The organism is Labrenzia sp. VG12, assembly GCF_002237595.1.
Classification (GTDB): Bacteria; Pseudomonadota; Alphaproteobacteria; order Rhizobiales; family Stappiaceae; genus Roseibium.
Genome location: NZ_CP022529.1, coordinates 4,155,545 through 4,175,974 on the forward strand (window position 1 = coordinate 4,155,545; position 20,430 = coordinate 4,175,974).

The 20,430-nt window shown below is 60.0% G+C and carries 22 protein-coding genes; 14 read left to right on the forward strand and 8 right to left on the reverse strand.

Going from position 1 to position 20,430, the window contains the following annotated elements:
* Nucleotides 1–10: 10 nt before the first annotated feature.
* From CHH27_RS19295 to CHH27_RS19305, 3 genes are read right to left on the reverse strand one after another with little or no spacing between them, the layout of a single operon-like run.
* The gene (locus tag CHH27_RS19295) at nt 11–208 is read right to left on the reverse strand and encodes a twin transmembrane helix small protein (RefSeq protein WP_094073034.1); all 198 of its coding nucleotides are present in this window, start codon (nt 206–208) and stop codon (nt 11–13) included.
* A 54-nt stretch (nt 209–262) separates the two neighbouring features.
* Nucleotides 263–1,135, reverse strand: a complete 873-nt coding sequence (locus tag CHH27_RS19300) for an SDR family oxidoreductase (protein ID WP_247646131.1) — start codon at nt 1,133–1,135, stop codon at nt 263–265.
* Between the two features lie 43 nt (nt 1,136–1,178).
* Nucleotides 1,179–2,417: a ubiquinone biosynthesis hydroxylase gene (locus tag CHH27_RS19305; RefSeq protein ID WP_094073035.1), complete on the reverse strand. Its 1,239-nt coding sequence runs from the start codon at nt 2,415–2,417 to the stop codon at nt 1,179–1,181.
* A 128-nt stretch (nt 2,418–2,545) separates the two neighbouring features.
* Here CHH27_RS19305 and tesB point away from each other — a divergent pair, with 128 nt between their 5' ends.
* Nucleotides 2,546–3,412: an acyl-CoA thioesterase II gene (gene tesB / locus CHH27_RS19310; protein ID WP_094074870.1), complete on the forward strand. Its 867-nt coding sequence runs from the start codon at nt 2,546–2,548 to the stop codon at nt 3,410–3,412.
* 84 nt (nt 3,413–3,496) lie between these two features.
* Here tesB and CHH27_RS19315 read toward each other — a convergent pair whose 3' ends face one another.
* The 3 genes from CHH27_RS19315 to CHH27_RS19325 form a co-directional block, all read right to left on the reverse strand.
* Entirely contained in the window at nt 3,497–4,711 is a 1,215-nt protein-coding gene (locus CHH27_RS19315; RefSeq protein ID WP_094073036.1) for a GTP-binding protein, read from the reverse strand.
* Between the two features lie 132 nt (nt 4,712–4,843).
* Nucleotides 4,844–5,227 (reverse strand): hypothetical protein, encoded by a 384-nt coding sequence (locus CHH27_RS19320; protein ID WP_094073037.1) that lies wholly within the window; start codon nt 5,225–5,227, stop codon nt 4,844–4,846.
* A gap of 253 nt (nt 5,228–5,480) precedes the next feature.
* Entirely contained in the window at nt 5,481–6,818 is a 1,338-nt protein-coding gene (locus CHH27_RS19325) for a D-alanyl-D-alanine carboxypeptidase family protein (protein ID WP_208988290.1), read from the reverse strand.
* A 435-nt stretch (nt 6,819–7,253) separates the two neighbouring features.
* Between CHH27_RS19325 and CHH27_RS19330 the strand changes: the two genes are divergently transcribed.
* From CHH27_RS19330 to acs, 13 genes are all read left to right on the forward strand, one after another.
* Nucleotides 7,254–8,108 (forward strand): urease accessory protein UreD, encoded by an 855-nt coding sequence (locus CHH27_RS19330; RefSeq protein ID WP_094073038.1) that lies wholly within the window; start codon nt 7,254–7,256, stop codon nt 8,106–8,108.
* Nucleotides 8,109–8,127: 19 nt separating this feature from the next.
* Entirely contained in the window at nt 8,128–8,430 is a 303-nt protein-coding gene (locus tag CHH27_RS19335) for an urease subunit gamma (protein WP_094073039.1), read from the forward strand.
* A 19-nt stretch (nt 8,431–8,449) separates the two neighbouring features.
* The gene (locus tag CHH27_RS19340; RefSeq protein WP_094074872.1) at nt 8,450–8,755 is read left to right on the forward strand and encodes an urease subunit beta; all 306 of its coding nucleotides are present in this window, start codon (nt 8,450–8,452) and stop codon (nt 8,753–8,755) included.
* Between the two features lie 15 nt (nt 8,756–8,770).
* Nucleotides 8,771–9,178 carry a lysozyme inhibitor LprI family protein gene (locus CHH27_RS19345; RefSeq protein WP_094073040.1) on the forward strand — a complete coding sequence of 136 codons (408 nt, stop codon included), beginning with the start codon at nt 8,771–8,773 and terminating at the stop codon, nt 9,176–9,178.
* Nucleotides 9,175–9,603 (forward strand): lysozyme inhibitor LprI family protein, encoded by a 429-nt coding sequence (locus CHH27_RS28125; protein WP_208988291.1) that lies wholly within the window; start codon nt 9,175–9,177, stop codon nt 9,601–9,603. Before CHH27_RS19345 ends, CHH27_RS28125 begins: the two co-directional genes overlap by 4 nt.
* A 34-nt stretch (nt 9,604–9,637) precedes the next feature.
* Nucleotides 9,638–11,350 (forward strand): urease subunit alpha, encoded by a 1,713-nt coding sequence (ureC, locus tag CHH27_RS19355; protein ID WP_094073041.1) that lies wholly within the window; start codon nt 9,638–9,640, stop codon nt 11,348–11,350.
* A gap of 33 nt (nt 11,351–11,383) precedes the next feature.
* Nucleotides 11,384–11,989 (forward strand): glutathione S-transferase family protein, encoded by a 606-nt coding sequence (locus tag CHH27_RS19360; RefSeq protein WP_094073042.1) that lies wholly within the window; start codon nt 11,384–11,386, stop codon nt 11,987–11,989.
* A complete protein-coding gene (locus CHH27_RS19365; RefSeq protein WP_094073043.1) occupies nt 11,986–12,480 on the forward strand; it encodes an urease accessory protein UreE in 495 nt (164 codons plus the stop codon). Before CHH27_RS19360 ends, CHH27_RS19365 begins: the two co-directional genes overlap by 4 nt.
* Nucleotides 12,443–13,186 carry an urease accessory protein UreF gene (locus tag CHH27_RS19370; protein ID WP_247646132.1) on the forward strand — a complete coding sequence of 248 codons (744 nt, stop codon included), beginning with the start codon at nt 12,443–12,445 and terminating at the stop codon, nt 13,184–13,186. The genes CHH27_RS19365 and CHH27_RS19370 overlap by 38 nt, the downstream gene beginning before the upstream one ends.
* The gene (gene ureG, locus CHH27_RS19375) at nt 13,183–13,800 is read left to right on the forward strand and encodes an urease accessory protein UreG (RefSeq protein WP_094073045.1); all 618 of its coding nucleotides are present in this window, start codon (nt 13,183–13,185) and stop codon (nt 13,798–13,800) included. Before CHH27_RS19370 ends, ureG begins: the two co-directional genes overlap by 4 nt.
* A gap of 19 nt (nt 13,801–13,819) precedes the next feature.
* On the forward strand, nt 13,820–14,524 hold the full coding sequence (locus tag CHH27_RS19380) for a hypothetical protein (protein ID WP_094073046.1): 705 nt from the start codon (nt 13,820–13,822) through the stop codon (nt 14,522–14,524).
* A gap of 73 nt (nt 14,525–14,597) precedes the next feature.
* The gene (locus tag CHH27_RS19385; RefSeq protein WP_094073047.1) at nt 14,598–14,996 is read left to right on the forward strand and encodes a DUF1761 domain-containing protein; all 399 of its coding nucleotides are present in this window, start codon (nt 14,598–14,600) and stop codon (nt 14,994–14,996) included.
* A gap of 176 nt (nt 14,997–15,172) precedes the next feature.
* Nucleotides 15,173–17,110 carry an acetate--CoA ligase gene (acs, locus tag CHH27_RS19390; RefSeq protein WP_094073048.1) on the forward strand — a complete coding sequence of 646 codons (1,938 nt, stop codon included), beginning with the start codon at nt 15,173–15,175 and terminating at the stop codon, nt 17,108–17,110.
* A gap of 118 nt (nt 17,111–17,228) precedes the next feature.
* Here the strand turns inward: acs and CHH27_RS19395 are convergent, their stop codons facing one another.
* Both CHH27_RS19395 and CHH27_RS19400 read right to left on the reverse strand, forming a co-directional pair.
* Complete coding sequence (locus tag CHH27_RS19395) at nt 17,229–18,644, reverse strand: TadE/TadG family type IV pilus assembly protein (protein WP_094073049.1); 1,416 nt, start codon at nt 18,642–18,644, stop codon at nt 17,229–17,231.
* Nucleotides 18,645–18,853: 209 nt separating this feature from the next.
* The gene (locus CHH27_RS19400; RefSeq protein WP_208988292.1) at nt 18,854–20,203 is read right to left on the reverse strand and encodes a pilus assembly protein TadG-related protein; all 1,350 of its coding nucleotides are present in this window, start codon (nt 20,201–20,203) and stop codon (nt 18,854–18,856) included.
* Nucleotides 20,204–20,430 lie beyond the last annotated feature (227 nt).

The window sequence follows — 20,430 nt, forward strand, 5'->3', positions numbered from 1 at the left end:
CGGTTGGCCGTTACTGGCCGGACCCGAAGAAGTAGAGCCCACTCATCACCAGGACAACCACCAGAAACTGCAATCCGACGCGCCAGCGCATCAGCATCTGTGACCGGTTGGCAGGTCCGTTGCGAAACATGTTCCAGATTCCGAGCAGAAGCACGATGGCAACGGCCGCCATGCCAATCGGGATCAATATGTCGATAATGCTTTCCATTTTTACCTCAAGTGGCCGACAAGGCCCTTCTTATGGCCTTCGCCCGGCCGTTGTCTATTCCTCGCCGTCTGCCGCCCAGATACAGAGCCGGTCCAGAAGGCCTGTCGGAAGCACCCGCTTGGCCACCGCCATGACCGTCGTCGGAACCGTGACATGATAGCGTGCTTTCGGCCGTTTGGCTTCGAGCGCATGCACCAGGCGCTTGACCACGGCTTCCGGCGGCAGTTTGAACGGTCCCGGCTCCCCGGATTCCATACGCACCCGGCGTTTTTCATACGTTGCCCGGTGCACAGAGGATTTCAGACCGTCATCGCCGATCCAGCGATCAAAGTTGGCCAGGGTGTTTTCGGTAAAATTCGTGTCGATCGGTCCCGGTTCAATCAGTGAAACACGAATACCGGTTCCGGCCAGCTCCTGCCGCAGGGTATCGGTATAAGCCTCCAGCGCAAACTTGGAGGCCGTATAGGCGCCCCGGTATTTCAGCGCAACAAATCCCAAAACGGACGAACACTGCACGATCCGCCCGGCCCCATTGGCACGCATGGATGGAACCAGCTGACGGGTCAGGTCGTGCCAGCCGATGAAATTGGCTTCAAACAGTGCTCGCATCGCCTCCGTCGGGATATCTTCCAGCGCGCCGGGAACCGCATAGGCACCATTGTTGAAAACCGCGTCCAGTTTGCCGTCGGTCCATTTCAGGACGGTCTCGGCCGCAGCCTCGATGCTGCGGGCATCCTCATAGTCGAGACGGACTGCCTCAAACCCCATCTCCGACAGTCGATCGACATCTTCCTGCTTGCGGGCGGCCGGAAACACACGCCAGTTCCGCCCCCTCAGGATATGCGCCGCCGAAGCGCCTATGCCAGACGAACACCCCGTGATCAGGATCGAACGCGGCATGGAAAAGCTCTCGGAGGGGTCATTCATTCAAGGCGAATCCGGAGAAACAGGGAAACCTGTCAAAGTCGTATCAGATTGGTTCCCCGGAAAGCAATTTCGGCACGGGTCCGGCGAAACCGGCCGCTTCCTTGATAAACTTCGATTTCAACGACGGCATGCGGTCAACCACGCCCAGACCGAAGTCACGCATGGCCCGCAGGACGTCGTTGTCGTTGGAGAAGAGCCGGTTGAGCACATCGGTAACGACGCCCATCTGGAACGTGTCGAACCGGCGCCAGCGCTGATAGCGTTCCAGGACGTCAAAACCGCCCAGATCCTGGCCCAACCGCCGGGCATCGACCAGAACTTCGGCCAGAGCGGCGACATCCTTGAAACCGAGATTGAGGCCCTGGCCTGCAATCGGGTGAATGCCATGGGCGGCATCGCCGATCAGTGCAAAACGCGGTTTGACGAAGTCGCGCGCCAGTTTCAGGCCGAGCGGATAGGCCCGGCGCGGCCCGTCCAGCTCCAGGGTACCGAGGTGATGGCCGAAGCGGCGCTCCAGCTCCAGCTCGAAGGTAAAATCGTCCGACCGGACCAGCCGGTCCGCATCACTTGTCTTTTCGGTCCAGACCAGGGAAGAGCGGTTCTCTGGCAGGGGCAGGATCGCGAACGGCCCAGCCGGCAGGAAGTGTTCTTCGGCCCGGCCATTATGCGGCCGTTCATGCCTGACGGTGGTCACGATCCCGGACTGGCCATAGTCCCAGTTGACGGTCCGGATGCCGGCCAAATCGCGCAAACGCGACCGGACCCCGTCGGCGGCCACCAGCAACCGGCTCTTCAGGACGGATCCGTCCGCCAGCGAGAGCTCAACATGGTCCGGGTGGCTGCGGAAGGTTTCCGCGGTGCCCGGAGCAAAGAACTCGACACCCAGCGCCCTGGCGGCGTCGTAGAGCGCCGGCATCATCACGCCATTGGGCATCATGTGGGCGAAAGGCTCGCCCTCGGTCGCCTCGCCACCAAAGGTCAGAAACACCGGGCGGACCGCATCACGCAGCTTGCTGTCGGTGACGATCATTTCGTTGATCGGCTGCGCCTTTTCAGCGATCGCCGGCCAGATGCCGAGCTGTGTCAGCATGCGCGAAGCAGCAGCAGCAATGGCCGAAGCGCGCGGATCCTTGTGCAGGTCCGCCATCGGCTTCGGGTCGACCACCGCACAGGTGAGAGCGGCATCTCCCTGCTTCAGCGCCACGGCCAGCGACAGGCCGACATACCCTCCGCCGGCAATCACAACATCAAACATGTCCGTGGCGCTTTTTTTCTTTGCCATTGTCTTCCGCTCCTCGCCCCCGGTTCCCCAAGGGTATCTTGACTTTAACGTCAGGTCCCGTTCAAGAGTTGCTCAACCGTCAGACCATCCGGCCAATCTCCGGCCACTATCTAACAGGGATCGCGCCGATGAACACGGCCATTGACAATCTTCTGCAAATTCTCGACCTGGAACCGCTGGAGCGCAACCTGTTCCGTGGTCGCAGCCCCCAGGTCGGCTGGCAACGCGTTTTCGGTGGCCAGGTCATCGGCCAGGCGCTTGTTGCCGCCTCCCGGACCGTTGTCGAGGACAGGCACGTGCATTCCCTGCACGGTTACTTCCTGAGGCCGGGCGATCCGTCCGTTCCGATCATCTACGAAGTCGACCGCATCCGGGATGGCGGCAGCTTCACCACGCGCCGGGTGGTGGCCATCCAGCACGGGGAGGCAATCTTCTCCATGGCGGCCTCCTTCCAGGTGTGGGAAGAGGGGCTGGAACACCAGAGCGACATGCCCGATGTGCCAACGCCGGACGAACTGCCAAGCGAGCAGGACCTGAAGGAAAAGTTCCTCGCCCATGCGCCGGAAAACATTCGCCGCTACTGGGAGCGTGAACGGCCCATCGAGATGCGTCCGGTCGACATGACCCACTATTTCAGCAAGAAACCTCTGCCGCCGCAGCAATATGTCTGGGTGCGTGCCTCGGGCCCCTTGCCGGATGACGAGCGCATCCACCAGTGCGTTCTGGCCTATGCCTCCGACATGACGCTCCTGGACACGTCTCTTTTTCCGCATGGCACGTCTGTGTTCAGCCCGAAAATCCAGGCGGCAAGCCTCGATCATGCCATGTGGTTCCACCGGCCGTTCCGGGCCGATGACTGGCTGCTTTACGCCACCGACAGCACCTCAAGTTCGGGATCGCGCGGCATGAATCGCGGTTCGCTGTTCACACGGGACGGCGTCCTGATTGCCTCCACCGCCCAGGAAGGCCTGATCCGCCTGCGCAAGGAGAAGTGAGCGTTTCTGCCAATTTTGCGATAGTAGCTCAATACACAGAGCCTCTTTCAGGATGACGCTATTACTTGCGGATTGGCCGGTAGATCATCGCAGGGGACTGGTGAAGCCCGACACCGCCAGCGGATTGTCGGTGAGCGCCTGATGATCCGGCGTATCCGGCAAAAGTGCCCCGGAAAAGGCTTCGAACATCCGGCGCACGAAGCCTTCGGGCAGGTCCTTGGTGATGAACACCATGCGCGTGCGCCGGTCGTCATCCGGCCAGGCTTCCAGGGTTGCCGGCGGGTGGAACACGTGCTGCACACCGTGGATCACGACCGGACGCTCGGGATCTTCGGCCAGCTGGACAATGCCCTTCACGCGCAGCAGTTTCGGACCGTGTGCGGAACGCAGCAGATCCAGAAACATCTCCAGCGCCGAAGCCGGAACCGGACGGTCGGTCGCCAGGGTAAAGGCGCGAATGGCATCACTGTGCCGGTTCACGTCATGTGCATGGTCGTGATCGTGATGCCCATGGTGGTGGCCATGCCCGTGGTGATGCCCGTCATGACCGTGGCCGTGATGATGGCCGTCTTCATAGGCTTCCGCATTCAGCCAGGCTGCCACATCAGGGATCTTGCTGGTCGGATCGTAAAGTCCCGCGTTGAACAGGTTTGCCGGCGTCGCGTCACTCGACCGGGCTTCCAGGCGCCTTGCACCGGGATTGAGCTGGTGAAGTCGCACCTGCAACGCACCGAATGCCGACCGTGCATCTTCGCCATCGAGAAGGTCCGTTTTTGTGAAAACGATCCGGTCCGCGACCGCGGCCTGCTTGCGCGCTTCCTCGTGTTCCTCCAGCGTCGAGAGGCCGTTCACCGCATCGACCAGCGTGATCACGCTGTCCAGCCGGTAGCGCATCACCAGGTAGGGATGCAGCATCACCGTGTGCAGGATCGGGGCGGGGTCGGCAAGACCCGTCGTCTCGATGATCACGCGGCTGAGTTTTTCCGATTTACCGCTGTCCAGCCGGCGCAGAAGATTCTCAAGCGTCGTCACCAGATCACCGCGGATGGTGCAGCACAGGCAGCCAGAGGCCAGTTCGATGATGCCGTCGCCGGCCTGATCGACAAACAGGTGATCGAGGCCGATCTCGCCAAATTCGTTGATGATGACGGCCGTGTCCGCCATGGCCGGGTCCTTCAGGATCCGGTTGAGCAGCGTGGTCTTGCCAGAGCCCAGAAAGCCGGTCAGCACCGACAGCGGAATGGGAGGTTTCGGACCCTTGCTCTGCGGAGACTCGGAAGGTGATGTTGCTGACGCCATGGTTCTGCTCCAGATCCCGCCACTGCCGCTCTCGTGCGCAATTGCGTGGTTCGCAGAGACATAGGCAGATTGGCGCGCCGACGCAATCCGGCAGCACGCTTCCTGCTAAGTTGGAAAAAATGAAAGTTGGACTTAGCCGGCGTTCAGGACTGGTTCTTCGGCGTCTTCGGCTGCTTCCGCCTTGGCCTGTTCCTTGTCCAGAGCGACAATCTTGCTGTCGGCTTCTTCCTCCGACAGATCCATCGGTGTCAGGTCCTGGACAATGTCGGTCTCTTCAGCTTCGGCTTCTGAATCGGCTTCAGCTTCCAGGTCCACCTCGATATCGATATCGAGATCAACGTCCGCATCCAACATGGCCGCTTCGTCCGTGTCGACCACGAGCCTGACTGCCTCTGCAGCCTTTCGAAGGGTTGCGACAACCTCTTCCACCGAAACGCCATCTTCCAACTGGTTGGCGGAAAGTTCTGCAAGGCTTGCAAGCGCCCGGATAGTGGCGGTTGATCTCGGTTCAATCATATGGCGATCTCTCGCGTTACAAGGTTTGGCACGTCCTATGCCCAAGATGACGCTGCGGGCGTCACCGCGTTTTCATGCCAACCAGGCGGTTTTCATGAAAATGCTTACGACAGTGTTAAGGAGTAGCGTAAACAAACGGTTAATGAGTCCTTTTCCCGGTTCGGATGTTGACGTCCTTAAAGACCTGCAACCTTACGGAACAGGTGCCGGAATCGATCGGACCTGATCTTGCCGAAGATGAAAACGCTAAGACTTATTGCTTGCGTGGACTTGGAGCGGGCACGGGGACCGTGAAATCCAGGCCCTGTCGGAAAATCGAACCGGGCGCGGCCGGTGCAGGATCCGTCGCGGCACCGGGACGGGCTGCCGCCGTTTGCGGAATGCCGCCAGCCACACTGGCTTCCGCAGTTTTCTGCAGTTTCTGCCGCATTTCGATCTGCGCCCGGCGCAGCGGGTTTGCCGTAGGCAGGGGCACATCCTCGGCCGGAATGTCAGGCGCGGCAACCGCGACAGCCGTGCCACCGGCCTTCGGTGCACCCGTGGGATTGCCCAGGCTCACCTGGATCGGGCGATAGGCGATCCGGCGCGGGCCCAGGGTCCGATCCAGGATCTTGGCCCAGTCCGGCTTGCCATTGGCCAGGGTGAAACCGGCCTCATCAACCTTGGCGTTGTTTTTCTGGTTGGCCTTGAAGAACAGGAAGCCGCCTTTTTTCTCGGTCTCCATGTCATAGCGCGCCATATAGGCCTTGGCGCCCGGGCTCCTGTTGCGCCGGCAATAGCCATTGGCCGGAGGATTTCCGGAGGTTCCACGCAGGCTGGTTACGTTTTGGCCACCGCGCTTCCTGAAGCCCTGGTCAAACAGCTGCCGCGCAAATGCCGTGCGTTCCAGCCCGGAGCCCGCACCCAGGATGACCGCAATGAGAGTCTTGCCACCGCGCGTGACCGAGGAGGCGACATTGTAACCGGAATTGCAGATATAGCCGGTCTTGATGCCATTGGCGCCTGGAACACGCAGCAGAAACTCACGGTTGGCGGACCGGAGTGTCTTCTTGCCGAACCGGATGCCCGGGTGTTTGTAATAGTCACGGGACTCGGGGAAATCACGCCGCAGCGCCATGGCCAGGATCGCCATGTCGCGCGCGGTCGTCACCATGCGGTTGTCCGGCAGACCATGCGGATTGGTGAAATGGGTGTTGGTCATGCCCAGCCGTTTGGCTTCCGCATTCATCATCGCAAGGAAAGCCCCTTCCGAACCGGCAATGGCTTCACCCAGAGCAACGGCGACGTCATTGGCCGACTTGATAATGATGATCTTGAGCGCCGTATCGACCGTGAATTTGGTGCCGACCTTGAACCCCATCTTGCTCGGTGGTTCCGACAGTGAATTCTTGGACTGCACCACCGTTGAGTTCAGCGTCGCCCGGCCCTCCCGGATCGCCTTGAAGGTCACATAGGCGGTCATCATCTTGGTCAGCGAGGCAGGATACCATTTCCGGGTGGCATTCTTCTGATCGATGATGGCGCCCGACTTTGCGTTGATCAGGACATAAGCACCGATATCCGCTTTCGCCGGTGCCACTGAAGCGAGCAAGCCGAACGCACATATTGCGAAAATCATGGATGTCAGGCGGCCGGTCTGGCTTGCAAACACAGGGATCCCTCGCATGTCATCCCGTGGACAGGGAAATGCACAAACAGAAGATACAGCTCTTGCGACTACTTCCCCCTAAAAAACCGGAACATGTCCCTTAGGGCAACCCTTTCCTGGAAACAGTCCCGCGCCGATTTATGCGCCAGCTGCATAATTTTTATGCAACTGCACAGATAGCGTGCCGGTAAGTTCCGAAAAAATCGAGGCTTTTTCCCGCTGATACACACGAATGCAGGAACCTTCGGCCTTGGCCCGGCTCTTGCTAAGATTGCCGAGGTCAACTTGCCGCTTGCGTCAAACCCTTTTCCGGGAGCACCCTGACGGCAACACGAACCAAGAGAACGAGAACGTCGGTGCCGGGGAGGCAAACCAGTCATGTATGATGCTGGCACAGCATCCGTTTCCGGCCCGGCTGCGCCGGCGATGCAACGCGTCAACGGTGTTGCGCGTGTCCGCTTCAAGCAATCTGACGGCAAGAGCAGGCTTGCGGACCTTTATCAGCACGGCGCTGCCAAGATCCGGTTTCCGAAAGTCTATGACGCCCCGCCGACAGCTGTTTTGATCAACACGGCCGGCGGATTGACCGGCGGCGACAGGGTGTCACTTACATTTGACGCCGACGGGGACACACACGCGATTGTAACCAGTCAGACGGCAGAACGCGCCTATCGCAGCGCGCATGGCTCCGCAGAAGTGACAGGCGACTTCACGCTTGGCGAAGGAGCCTTCCTCGAATGGCTGCCCCAGGAAACGATCCTTTTTGATGCCTCCAGCCTGAAGCGGCGCCTGAGCGCGGATCTGGCGAAGGACGCGCGGCTGATGCTGGTTGAATCGATCGTGCTTGGCCGCCAGGCCATGGGGGAGGCGGTCCGGTCCGTTCTTTTCCGGGACAGCTGGCGCATCCGGCGGGACGGCAGGCTGATCTTCGCCGACGACATCCGCCTTGACGGCGACCCGTCCGGCATCCTGTCCGGACCGGCGACAGCATCCGGTGGACTGGCGCTAGCAAGTTTTCTGGATTGCGCCATCGATGCCGAGGACCGGCTGCCTTTGGCCCGGTCCCTTCTTGAAACCGCATCCGACAGCGGCCTCAAGGCTGCAGCCAGTGCCTGGAACGGTTGTCTGACCGCTCGCTTCGTTGCCCCGGACAGTCAAATCCTGCGCGCAGCCCTCACACGATTTCTGACCGGATACCGCGGCAGCGACCTGCCGCGTGTCTGGCACTGCTGAACACCAAGGAGCTTTCTTCATGAACCTGACGCCCCGCGAGAAGGACAAGTTGCTGATTTCCATGGCAGCCATGGTTGCCCGGCGCCGGCTGGAGCGTGGCGTGAAGCTGAACCACCCGGAAGCCATCGCGCTGATCACCGATTTTGTGGTCGAAGGCGCCCGCGACGGCCGCAGCGTCGCTGACCTGATGGCCGCCGGTGCCAATGTCCTGACCCGCGATCAGGTCATGGAAGGTATTGCCGAGATGATCCACGATGTTCAGGTCGAAGCGACCTTTCCGGACGGCACCAAGCTCGTCACCGTGCATGAACCAATCCGCTGAGGCGCAAAAGGAGAAACCCATGATCCCCGGAGAATTGTTTCCCGCCGACGGCGAGATTGAACTGAACGCCGGATTGGAAACGGTCACGCTGGAAGTCGCCAATACCGGCGACCGTCCGATCCAGGTCGGCAGTCACTACCACTTCTTTGAAACCAACGAGGGCCTTTCCTTTGACCGGGACAAAGCCCGCGGCATGCGCCTCGACATACCCTCCGGCACAGCCGTGCGCTTCGAACCGGGCCAGAGCCGCATTGTCACCCTGGTGCCTTACCGCGGCGACGAAACGGTTTTCGGCTTCAACCAGAAAGTCATGGGCAAGCTCTGAAAAGGCAGCATCAAGATGTACCGACTGTTACCCGGTTTGATACTGGCGGTCCTGGCTTTCTCCGGCGCACAGGCGCAGGACACGCCCGATTGCAACAACGCCATGACGCAACTGGACATGAACCAGTGCGCCAACATGGATTTTCAGGCGGCCGATGCGGAGCTGAACGCGGTCTACAAGAAGGCCATGGCCAAGATGCGCGACACCGACAGCTACCTGCCGGACGACCTGAAAGGCGCCGCCGACACGCTGCGCGAGGCCCAGCGCGCCTGGATCCCCTATCGCGACAAGGCTTGCGAGGCCTATGGCTTTCTTGCCAGGGGCGGCTCGATGGAGCCGATGCTCTATTCCAACTGCCTGACCGACCTCACCAATCAGCGGGTGAAGGAACTTCAGGAGCTTGTGGAGGGCCTCGGCAATTGACCTGTTTCCGGACCCTGGCAATTGCAGCGCTTTGCGCAACCGGTGGCCTGCTTGTTCTGGCGGCAGAACCGTCCGCCCAGGAGAACATCGACTGCGGCTATCCACTCAACAACAACGAGCGCACCTATTGTGCCGAAAAGGCCCTGAAAGAGGCCGAGGCACGCATGGCAGCCGCTTACGTCAAACTGCATGCCCGCGTCGTCGAACTGGACAACGCCCTGCCGGAACATCTCAAGGGAAGCCCGAAGGCACTGGAAGAGGCGCAGGCCGCCTGGACGGATTATGCCGACAAGGACTGCAAGGCCTATGCCTTTCCGTTCATGGGCGGCACCCGCGGGCAGGATCTCTACCGAAACTGCAAGATCGTCCTGACGATGAAACGCACGGAAGACCTGACCGCCACGCTGGAAGATTACGCAGATTAACAAGACAGATTTCTGATCGCCGATTGGAGACACAATGGCTTACAAGATGCCCCGCGCCGCATATGCGGACATGTTTGGCCCCACAACAGGTGACCGCCTGCGCCTTGCCGACACCGACCTGATCATCGAGGTCGAACGGGATTTCACCACCTATGGCGAAGAGGTAAAATTCGGCGGCGGCAAGGTCATCCGCGACGGCATGGGCCAGTCCCAGGCACCGCGTTCTGCTGGCGCCGTCGACACGGTGATCACCAACGCGCTGATCGTCGACCACTGGGGCATCGTGAAGGCCGATGTCGGCCTGAAAGACGGCCGCATCGCCGGGATCGGCAAGGCCGGCAATCCGGACGTGCAGCCGAATGTCGACATCGTTGTCGGGCCGGGTACGGAGGCGATCGCGGGCGAGGGCAAGATCCTCACCGCCGGCGCGCTCGACGTTCATATCCATTTCATCTGTCCCCAGCAGATCGACGACGCGCTGATGTCGGGTGTCACCACCATGCTTGGCGGCGGCACAGGCCCGGCGACGGGCACCAATGCCACGACCTGCACACCAGGCCCCTGGCACATCACGCGCATGCTGCAATCAGCCGACAGTTTCCCGATGAACCTTGCCTTTGCCGGCAAGGGCAACGCGTCCCTGCCGGCAGCACTGGAAGAGCAGATCCTCGCAGGCGCTTCCGCCCTGAAACTGCATGAGGACTGGGGAACGACGCCCGCGGCCATCGACACCTGCCTGGCGGTTGCCGACGAATATGACGTCCAGGTGATGATCCATACGGACACGCTCAATGAAAGCGGCTTTGTCGAGAACACCACGGCAGCTTTCAAGAACCGCACCATCCACGCCTTCCATACCGAAGGCGCCGGCGGCGGCCATGCGCCCGACATCATCAAGGTCTGCGGCGAACTGAACGTGCTGCCGTCCTCGACCAACCCGACCCGGCCCTACACCGTCAACACGCTGGAAGAGCATCTCGACATGCTCATGGTCTGCCACCATCTGGACAATTCGATCCCGGAAGACGTGGCCTTTGCCGAGAGCCGGATCCGCAAGGAGACGATCGCGGCGGAAGACATTCTGCATGACATGGGCGCGTTCTCGATCATCGCCTCGGACAGCCAGGCCATGGGCCGGGTCGGCGAAGTGGTCATCCGCACCCTGCAGACCGCCCACAAGATGAAGGTTCAGCGCGGGCGGCTGCCGGAAGAAACCGGCGAGAACGACAATCTGCGCGTCAGGCGCTACATGGCCAAGTTCACCATCAATCCGGCGATTGCCCATGGGCTGGATGAACATATCGGCTCGGTTGAAATGGGCAAACTGGCCGACCTGGTGCTCTGGGATCCGAAATTTTTCGGCGTCAAACCCGACATGGTGCTGAAACTCGGCACGATTGCCGCCGCTCCCATGGGCGATCCCAATGCCTCGATCCCGACGCCGCAGCCGGTCCATTACCGGCCGATGTTCGGCGCTTTCGGCAAGGCCATGACCGAAAGCCGGGTCACCTTTGTCTCCCAGGCCGCCTATGACACCGGAGTCAAGGACAAGGCCGGGCTTGCCAGCCTGGTGCTGCCGGTGAAAAACACACGCGGTGGCATCTCCAAGAAATCGATGGTCCTGAACAACGCCACGCCGGAGATCGAGGTCCACCCGGAAACCTACGAAGTCCGCGCCAATGGCGAACTCCTGACCTGCGAACCGGCGGAAGTGCTGCCGATGGCGCAGCGCTACTTCCTGTTCTAGGCTCCGCGCAAAGACAAACAGGGAGTTCAGGACATGTACAAGATCATCGGCTTTCCGCGCACCCGCGCCATGCGTGTGATGTGGCTGCTGGAAGAGCTGGGCGAAGCCTATGACATCGACCCGGCCTTGCCGCAGTCGGACGCCGCACGGGCTGTCAACCCGAGCGGCAAGGTGCCGATCCTCATGGAGGGTGACACGGCGATCACCGAATCCGTCGCCATCTGCACCTATCTTGCGGACAAGCACGGACGTTTCACCTTTCCGGCCGGCACGCTGGATCGGGCGAAACAGGACAGTTTCACCCAGTTCGGTGTCGATGTTCTGGAAGGGGCCCTCTGGACGGCTGCCAAGAACACCTTCATCAACCCGGAAGACAAGCGTGCGCCGGCGGTCAAGGACGTCTGCCGCTACGAATTCGCCCGCGGGCTTGAAACCCTGGAAGCACGGCTCGGCGACGGGCCCTATGTCATGGGCGAGACTTTCACCATTGCCGATATCATCATCGGTCACTGCTCCGGCTGGGCGGTTGCCGCCAAGTTCGACCTGCCCAAGGAGGGCCCGGTCTACGACTATTTCAAAGGTCTGCGGAACCGGCCCGCTTTCAAGGCCATGATGGCCAGAGTGAACGAGGGCACATGATCCGGGTTGAAACCATTTTGAGGGCCGGAACCTGGCAGGCGGCGGCTGCCGACCGGATCACTCTTGACCGGGAAGACCGCCATCGCCGCCGGGCGGTTCTGACAGGTGAAGGTGGCCTGACGTTCCTGCTGGACGAGCCGTCCGCCGTGCATTTGCACCATCGTGACGGCCTGGAACTGGAAGATGGCCGCATCGTTGAAGTCCTTGCCGAACCGGAAGACCTGGTGGAGATCGGGGCGCGGGACGGAGCACATCTGGTCCGGATCGCCTGGCACCTGGGCAACCGGCATCTGCCGACCCAGCTGATGGGCGACACACTTCGGATCCGCCGGGATCACGTGATCGAGGACATGGTCAGCAAGCTTGGCGGCACGCTGACACCCCTGACCGCTCCCTTCGATCCGGAAGGTGGCGCCTATGGACACGGTCAGACACACGGCCACGACCACTCGCATGATCAATCCCACGGGCATTCCCACAGCCATGACTGACCAGGCTTCCCTCTCGGCGCTCTATCGGCTGATGACGTTCCTGTCGCCGGGTTTTCCCGTCGGTGCCTTCACCTATAGCCATGGTCTGGAACAGATGGTTGAGGACGGCAGCGTTGCCGATGCCGCGGGACTGACATCCTGGCTGGAGGATATCTTGCGCCATGGCGGCGCGCGCGGCGATGCGATCCTCCTGAAGGACACCCTCCATGCGGCGCATCTAGGCAACGAAACCGCCTTGCAGGATTTGCGCGACCTGGGGCTCGCCCTGCAGCCCTCGAAAGAACGGCACCTGGAAACAAGCGCGCAAGGCACCGCCTTCGTCTCAACCATCTGCAACAGCTGGCTACCAAAGGGCGACAGGCCGGCGGCCGGCCTGTGCCGCTCGATGTTTCAATGCGATGATCAGGATTGGCCGTATCCGGTCGCTGTCGGACTTGCCTGCGCGGCACATGCTATCCCCGAAGCCGCCGCACTGACCGCCTATCTCCAGGCCTTCACGGCCAATCTGATCTCCGCTGCCATCCGCACCGTGCCGCTCGGCCAGAACGAGGGTCAGTCCATCCTTGCAGAGCTGGAGCCCGTGATTTTCGAGGTTGTTGAAGAGACCAGGGCTGCAAGCCTCGACGATCTCGGCAGTTCGACCTTCCTGGCCGATATCGCCTCCATGGCCCATGAAACCCAGTATTCGAGGTTGTTTCGTTCATGACATCCAAAAACGGCCCCTTGCGCGTCGGTATCGGTGGCCCGGTCGGCGCCGGCAAAACCACGCTGACCGATCGCCTGTGCAAGGCCATGCGGGACAGCTATTCGCTCGCGGTGATCACCAATGACATCTACACGAGCGAGGACGCGGAAGCTCTGATGCGCTCCCAGGCACTCAGCAGCGACCGCATTCGGGGCGTTGAAACCGGTGGCTGCCCGCACACCGCCATCCGCGAGGATGCCTCGATCAACCTAGCCGCGGTGGGAGACCTCACCAGATCGATCCCGGACCTGGACCTGATCCTGATCGAATCCGGCGGCGACAACCTGGCGGCAACCTTTTCGCCGGAACTGGCCGACCTGACGCTTTATCTGATCGACGTTGCCGCGGGCGAGGAAATCCCGCGCAAGGGTGGCCCGGGCATCACCCGGTCCGACCTTCTGATCATCAACAAGACGGACCTGGCCCCGCATGTCGGCGCCGATCTTGAGGTCATGGATCGGGACGCCACGAAGATGCGCAAGCAAAGACCATTTGTCTTTGCCAACATGAAAGCGGGCGAGGGCATCGAATCCGTGGTAGAGTTCATCGTCCAAAAGGGTGGGCTGAACGGATAGATCTCAAGTAGTTGCTTCAATGATTGCTGGTAAACAGGACGCCTGCGCGCATAACAACGCGCTTTGGTGTGATGCGGTTCTGAAAGCCGCGGGGGCCAAAACCGAGTTTCTGAGCGGCTTCTGGATCGCGCGGGAGAAATCCCTGCCGCTTTATCCGAACATCGTCACCTACTCCGGAAAGCCCGGGGCCGATCTCAACGCAGCGCTCGCCTCCCTGCCGAAGGAAACGGCCGTCAAGGACAGCTATGGCAATCTCGACCTTGGCCCCATGGGCTTCAAGAAGCTGTTTTCCGGCACCTGGCTGTTCCGGCCTCCGCAGACCTCCAAAAAACCGCCGCTTCAATCCGACTGGCACAAGGCCAAGCATCCCGAGGCCCTGAAAAAATGGCTGGCCGGATGGAATTCCAACGAGAGCCTGCACAGCGTGTTCTCACCGAAGCTGCTCGACCTCGGTGCCATCGATTTTGCCAGTGTCGCCAAGGACGAAACCATCCGGGCCGGGGCGGTCTTCAACCGCGGGCCGAAGCTGGATGGCAAGGAAGTTGTCGGCCTGTCCAACCTGTTCTGCCGCAGAAGCTGGCGCTACAGCGCCATGCATGACCTGCTGGAGCCCTTTGCCCAGATGCCGGTCTGCACCTATGAAACCGACGACGAACTCCTGCCGGTCTATCACCAGCTCGGGTTCGAGGATTGCGGTCAGCTTGCCGTCTGGCTGAAGGCCTGACGGCAAAAGCTCTTCTTGATCTTTGCCTCAAATCCACTCACCTTACCCCCTCAAAAATGCGGAGGGATGAGCCATGATGTTTGACGGTGTGAACCTGGTTGCGGTGGCGGCAGCAGCCATTGCTTCCTTCGTCTTCGGGTCCGTCTGGTACGGTCTGCTCGGCAAGGCCTGGATGCGCGCAGCCAGCCTGACGGAAGCGCAGACAAGGCCCGACCCGGTGACGCTCGGCATTGCCTTTTTCTGTCAGCTCGTCATGGCTTTCGTCTTTGCCGGCATCATCTACCACACCGGCGAAACCAGTATCCGCGCCGGCATCATCTCGGCCCTGATGATCTGGATCGGCGTCGTCATGACCACGCAGATCATCAATCACCGGTTTCAGGGCAAACCCTGGTCGCTGACGCTCATCGATGGTGGCCATTGGCTGGGCGTCTTTGTGGTACAGGGCATCGTGATCGGCTGGCTCAGCTGACGCAAACGTAATTCTCTACGTATTTGAACGCATTAGACCAAGGAATCGGCGACTAAAGCACTAACGTTCGGTTCTGGACGCTAAGGGGGCCCGTAAGCATAATGGCCCCCGGCAAACAGGCCGCGGCACAATCCCTATCTGCCGCCGGTCCCATTGTTGTTTCTGGGAGGTTTCATATGACAGAGTCCGTTTTTCCCGTTCCCGCGGAAGTTGCCGCGCGGGCGCATGTCGACAATGCCAAATATCTTGAAATGTATCAGCGCTCCGTAGAGGACCCGGATGGCTTCTGGGGCGAGCACGGCAAGCGCGTCGACTGGATCAAGCCTTACACCAAGGTGAAGAACACCTCCTACGACTACCACAACGTCTCGATCAAATGGTTCGAGGACGGCACGCTGAACGTCTCGGCCAACTGCGTTGACCGGCACCTGGAAAAACGCGGCGACCAGCCGGCAATCATCTGGGAAGGGGACGATCCGAGCGAATCCAAGATCATCACCTACAAGGAACTGCACCATGAGGTGAACAAGTTCGCCAACGTGCTGCATGCCCAGGGCGTGAAGAAGGGGGACCGTGTCACGCTCTACCTGCCGATGATCCCGGAGGCAGCCTATGCCATGCTGGCCTGCGCCCGCATCGGCGCCATTCACTCGATCGTCTTTGGTGGCTTCTCACCGGACAGCCTGGCGCAGCGCATTGAAGGCTGCAAGTCCGAATGTATCGTTACCGCCGACGAAGGTCTGCGCGGCGGCCGCAAGGTGCCGCTGAAGGCCAATGTCGACAAGGCCTGCGAAAAGGCGCCGGTCAAGTCGGTCATCGTGGTCAAGCGCACCGGCGGTGACATCAGCATGCAGGACGGCCGAGACGTCTGGTATCACGATGAAGCCGAACGCGTGTCCGACCATTGTGAGCCGGTGGAAATGAACGCGGAAGATCCGCTGTTCATTCTCTACACGTCCGGCTCGACAGGTCAGCCGAAGGGTGTGCTGCACACGACCGGCGGTTACCTCGTTTATGCTTCCATGACCCATCAGTATGTCTTCGACTATCATGATGGCGACATCTACTGGTGTACTGCCGATGTGGGCTGGGTCACCGGTCACAGCTACATCGTCTATGGTCCGCTCGCCAACGGTGCGACCACGCTGATGTTCGAAGGTGTGCCGACCTATCCGGGGCCGGGCCGGTTCTGGGAAGTCTGCGACAAGCACAACGTCAACATCTTCTACACCGCTCCGACCGCCATCCGCGCCCTGATGGGCGCCGGCGACGAGCATGTCACCAAGACATCGCGCAAATCCCTGCGCCTGCTTGGCTCGGTCGGCGAGCCGATCAACCCGGAAGCCTGGACCTGGTACTACAATGTGGTCGGTGACCAGCGCTGCCCGATCGTCGATACCTGGTGGCAGACGGAAACCGGCGGCATCCTGATCACGCCGCTGCCGGGCGCGACCGAGCTGAAGCCGGGCTCCGCAACACGTCCCTTCTTCGGCGTCCAGCCAGCCGTGGTCGATGCGGAAGGCAAGTTCCTGGAAGGGGCCACCGAAGGCAATCTGGTTATCAAGGACAGTTGGCCCGGCCAGATGCGCACGGTCTATGGCGATCACGACCGCTTCGTGCAGACCTACTTTGCCACCTACAAGGGCCTCTATTTCACCGGTGACGGCTGCCGCCGCGACGAGGACGGCTACTACTGGATCACCGGCCGTGTCGATGACGTCATCAACGTTTCCGGTCACCGCATGGGCACGGCGGAAGTGGAAAGCGCCCTTGTTGCCCATCCGCAGGTGTCCGAGGCGGCCGTTGTCGGCTATCCGCACGACATCAAGGGGCAGGGCATCTATGCCTATGTCACGCTGATGGAAGGCGAAGAACCGACCGACGAGCTGAAGAAGGAACTGGTGAAACACGTTCGCGCCGAGATCGGCCCGATCGCGTCTCCTGACCTCATTCAGTTCTCGCCGGGACTGCCCAAGACCCGCTCCGGCAAGATCATGCGCCGCATTTTGCGCAAGATCGCCGAGGACAGCTTCGATAATCTCGGTGACACATCAACACTGGCCGACCCGGCTGTCGTCGACGACCTCATCGACAACCGGCAGAACCGCGCCTGATCGTCTGGTGTCAATGAAACAGAAAGGCCCGCCAAACCGGCGGGCCTTTTTTTCGTAGAGTGCTGAAGTTTCTTGCGCCAGGCCTTCGAAAAACCTGGCGATCTGGTCAGGACAAGCCTCAGCTCGAAATGTAGATTTGCTGGATCTTCTTGGCGATGTTGCTGAAGGCGTTGATCAGCTCCGAGGCGCTCGTTGCCTGATAATAATTGCCGTCACTCGCGCAGGACTGCATGTTCCGGGAGCCGGTTGAGCTGTTGTTGGAGCCGAAATAGACCCCGAAGATCTCGATGCCGGCATCTTTCATCGCTTCGCACAGCGATCTCTGGTCGGTCGAAGAGCTGTTGGTGAAGCTCTCGCTTTCCCACGATCCATCCCACCTGTTGACCTCAACATCTTCATAGCGCCGGCAACGTCCCCAGCGCCAACGCACACATTGCCTTTCCGTCTCGATAAACTCGTATTTCTGGTTATTGTTGCCGTCCGTCATGATGATGGCGAACTTGAGTACATCGTTGTTGTCGTAGGGCTCGGGTTCGCTGTCGGTGGGCCAGACGTTGGAATAGTTTGGAGACAGGCTGTTCCAGCCCCAGACCACCCCGGTCTGACCGGCCGTCGCGCCATTGGCCTCAAGGTCCGCAATTGCGTCGACCAGTGCATCCCGGTCGGCTGTGAGCGGGATCATTTCCGAATCCGATGAGCAACTCCAACTGCCGCCTCCATAAAAGGTACCTGCGGGAGGCGGTTCGGTTTCATCGTAATAGTCGAAGCGGGTATCGGTGTATTCGACCTCGTAGGTATCGCTGCCGTCGTCGTAATCCTGGCGCTCCGTGACACAAACGCTGCCATCCGAGTAACCATAATCGTCACCCTTGACCTTGTCCGCATAGGATCCAAGATTGACGCCCTGGCTGTAGGGAACGAGCGAAATCCGGACCTTGCTGTCGTCCTCGTCCGTTCCATCCGGGATCAGGATGTCAACCAGACCGTCCGCCGCATCCCGCAAGGTGCCCATGTCACTGCGCATGGACCCGGTCACATCGAGCACAAGCGCAAGTTCCACGTCGAACCGGGAATAGGTGACGCTGCCGCAGGTGCCAAAGCCAAGCATATCTGGCCCCAACGCATCCTTGCCGTAACCACCGAAGTCAATGAAGTAGGTGCCCAGCATCGCTGAGGAGCAGACTTCGATGATCCCGTTGTCGCTATCAACCTCGAACTCGAGATTGACGATCACGTCATCCAGAAAGTCGGCACGTGAAAGATTGGCTCTGAAGGAATTCTCAAGCGCCTGCGTTATTTCAGCGTCAGACATGACAGTGGTGGACAGTTCTGCCGCAACTGACAGCGCGGCAGCGTCGATGGCATAGGACAATTTCTCTCGCGCATTGACCGTGCGCGACACATCGAACGCCGCGCCGGCAATGACGACCATCATGATCACCATGACACCGAATATCGGCAGGATGGAGCCTTGTTTGTCACGGCAGAGCCGTTTTAGAACAGCCGGGAAAGAATGACACTGGGATTTACGCATACGAACCTCGTCTGGAGAGAACGTATTTACTGCATAAAAGTACCTAATTGCTTAAGGTTGTATCTTTAATTCTCTTCAGCCTTTCCGTCAGAGCGTACTGATCGGATCGGAACGGACATGCCCCCTCAGGCGCGTTCCGCAGCACAAGACACCAGGAGCGACCCGGCCCAGCGGACCCGGTCGCTCTCGCCGGCCCGTTGTCCTGACTTTTATTGGGAGACGTAGATCTGCTGAATCTTCTTCGCAATATTGGCGAATGCGGCGATCAGTTCATCGGCGCTGGTTGCCTGGTAGTAATTTCCATCACTGGAACAGGACTGCATGTTGCGCGACCCGGACGAGCTTTCGTCGTCGCCGAAATAGACACCGAAGATATCGATGCCGGCATCCTTCATGGCTTCGCAGAGTGCGCGTTGATCGGTTGACGGCGTGTTGGAGAAACTCGCGCTTTGACTTTTCTCGTCCCAGTCCTGCACCGAAACCGTTTCACAGCGCCAGCGCCATCTTCCGCTGATGTACCGCCAGCCACACTGTTCTTCCTCTTCCACGAACTCGTAGTAACGGTTGTTGTCGCCGTCCGTCATGATGATGGCAAACTTGAGCACATCATCATTCGTGTAGGGTTCGGGTTCACTGTCGGCCGGCCAAAGGTTGGCATAGTTCGGCGAAAGGCTGTTCCAGCCCCAGACAACTCCTGTCTGGCCCGCCGTTCCGCCATTGTCGTCCAGCACGGCAATCGCATCGATAAGCGTATCCCTGTCGGCTGTCAGCGGAATCATTTCTGAATCGGAGGAACAATTGTTGCTTCCACCGCCATAGAAAGACTGGCGGGCGGGCGGATCGGTGGCATCGTAATAGTCGTAGGCGTCGTCGGTGTATTTCACCTCGTAGGTGTCGGACCCGTCATCATAGTCCTGCCGCTCCGTTACGCAGACACTGCCATCTGCAAAGCCATACTCGTCTCCCTTCACCGTATCGGCATAGGATCCGAGATTGACGCCCTGGCTGTAGGGCACAAGCGAAATTCGCACCTTGCTGTCGTCCTCGGACGTTCCTTCCGGGATCAGGATGTCCACCAGCCCGTCGGACGCATCGCGCAGCGTGTCCATGTCATTGCGCATCGAGCCGGTCACATCGACGACAAGAGCCAACTCGACGTCAAACCTTGAATAGGTCACCTGGGCACTCGTTCCAAATGCCAGCATGTCCGGACCAAGCGTGGATTTCCCGTAGCCGCCAATATCGATGAAATAGGTGTCCAGCATCGCCGAAGAGGTGACCCGGATGGTGCCATTGTCACTGTCGACCTCGAAATCGAGATTCTCGATGGCCTCCTCGAGGAACTCGGCCCCCTCAAGGTTCGCCCGGAAGGAGTCAGAAATGGCCTGGGTGATCTCGTCGTCCGACATGACACTTGTCGACAGATCTGCAGCGACAGAAAGAGCTGCGGCATCAATGGCGAAGGAGAGTTTCTCACGCGCATTGACAGTACGCGAAACATCGAAGGCTGCGCCGGCGATCACCACCATGATGATGACCATCACGCCGAATATGGGCAAAATTGACGCCGATTCATCTACTCTGAATTGGTGCCTGCGTTGCCAAATATACTTCAGATTGCGCATAACTGCCTCAAGGTTTCCCAGACAGTTACTACAGAAAGGTACCTAATTTATTAAATGAACCTTAGGGTATCGGTTAGCAAATTATTACCAGATGCGGAGAATTTTACTGTAAATTTTACGCATAGCGAATACGGCAGGACCCGGACGACCTTTCATTTCAG

What these genes read in the sequence shown, in the direction of transcription:
- CHH27_RS19360 (WP_094073042.1), top strand. Translation starts at nt 11,384, where the DNA reads ATGTACAAGATCATCGGCTTTCCGCGCACCCGCGCCATGCGTGTGATG.
- ureC (WP_094073041.1), top strand. Translation starts at nt 9,638, where the DNA reads ATGGCTTACAAGATGCCCCGCGCCGCATATGCGGACATGTTTGGCCCC.
- CHH27_RS19335 (WP_094073039.1), top strand. Translation starts at nt 8,128, where the DNA reads ATGAACCTGACGCCCCGCGAGAAGGACAAGTTGCTGATTTCCATGGCA.
- tesB (WP_094074870.1), top strand. Translation starts at nt 2,546, where the DNA reads ATGAACACGGCCATTGACAATCTTCTGCAAATTCTCGACCTGGAACCG.
- CHH27_RS19320 (WP_094073037.1), bottom strand. Translation starts at nt 5,227, where the DNA reads ATGATTGAACCGAGATCAACCGCCACTATCCGGGCGCTTGCAAGCCTT.
- ureG (WP_094073045.1), top strand. Translation starts at nt 13,183, where the DNA reads ATGACATCCAAAAACGGCCCCTTGCGCGTCGGTATCGGTGGCCCGGTC.
- CHH27_RS19345 (WP_094073040.1), top strand. Translation starts at nt 8,771, where the DNA reads ATGTACCGACTGTTACCCGGTTTGATACTGGCGGTCCTGGCTTTCTCC.
- CHH27_RS19300 (WP_247646131.1), bottom strand. Translation starts at nt 1,135, where the DNA reads ATGAATGACCCCTCCGAGAGCTTTTCCATGCCGCGTTCGATCCTGATC.
- acs (WP_094073048.1), top strand. Translation starts at nt 15,173, where the DNA reads ATGACAGAGTCCGTTTTTCCCGTTCCCGCGGAAGTTGCCGCGCGGGCG.
- CHH27_RS19380 (WP_094073046.1), top strand. Translation starts at nt 13,820, where the DNA reads ATGATTGCTGGTAAACAGGACGCCTGCGCGCATAACAACGCGCTTTGG.
- CHH27_RS19395 (WP_094073049.1), bottom strand. Translation starts at nt 18,644, where the DNA reads ATGCGTAAATCCCAGTGTCATTCTTTCCCGGCTGTTCTAAAACGGCTC.
- CHH27_RS19365 (WP_094073043.1), top strand. Translation starts at nt 11,986, where the DNA reads ATGATCCGGGTTGAAACCATTTTGAGGGCCGGAACCTGGCAGGCGGCG.
- CHH27_RS19330 (WP_094073038.1), top strand. Translation starts at nt 7,254, where the DNA reads ATGTATGATGCTGGCACAGCATCCGTTTCCGGCCCGGCTGCGCCGGCG.
- CHH27_RS19305 (WP_094073035.1), bottom strand. Translation starts at nt 2,417, where the DNA reads ATGGCAAAGAAAAAAAGCGCCACGGACATGTTTGATGTTGTGATTGCC.
- CHH27_RS19370 (WP_247646132.1), top strand. Translation starts at nt 12,443, where the DNA reads ATGATCAATCCCACGGGCATTCCCACAGCCATGACTGACCAGGCTTCC.
- CHH27_RS19340 (WP_094074872.1), top strand. Translation starts at nt 8,450, where the DNA reads ATGATCCCCGGAGAATTGTTTCCCGCCGACGGCGAGATTGAACTGAAC.
- CHH27_RS19315 (WP_094073036.1), bottom strand. Translation starts at nt 4,711, where the DNA reads ATGGCGTCAGCAACATCACCTTCCGAGTCTCCGCAGAGCAAGGGTCCG.
- CHH27_RS19295 (WP_094073034.1), bottom strand. Translation starts at nt 208, where the DNA reads ATGGAAAGCATTATCGACATATTGATCCCGATTGGCATGGCGGCCGTT.
- CHH27_RS19385 (WP_094073047.1), top strand. Translation starts at nt 14,598, where the DNA reads ATGATGTTTGACGGTGTGAACCTGGTTGCGGTGGCGGCAGCAGCCATT.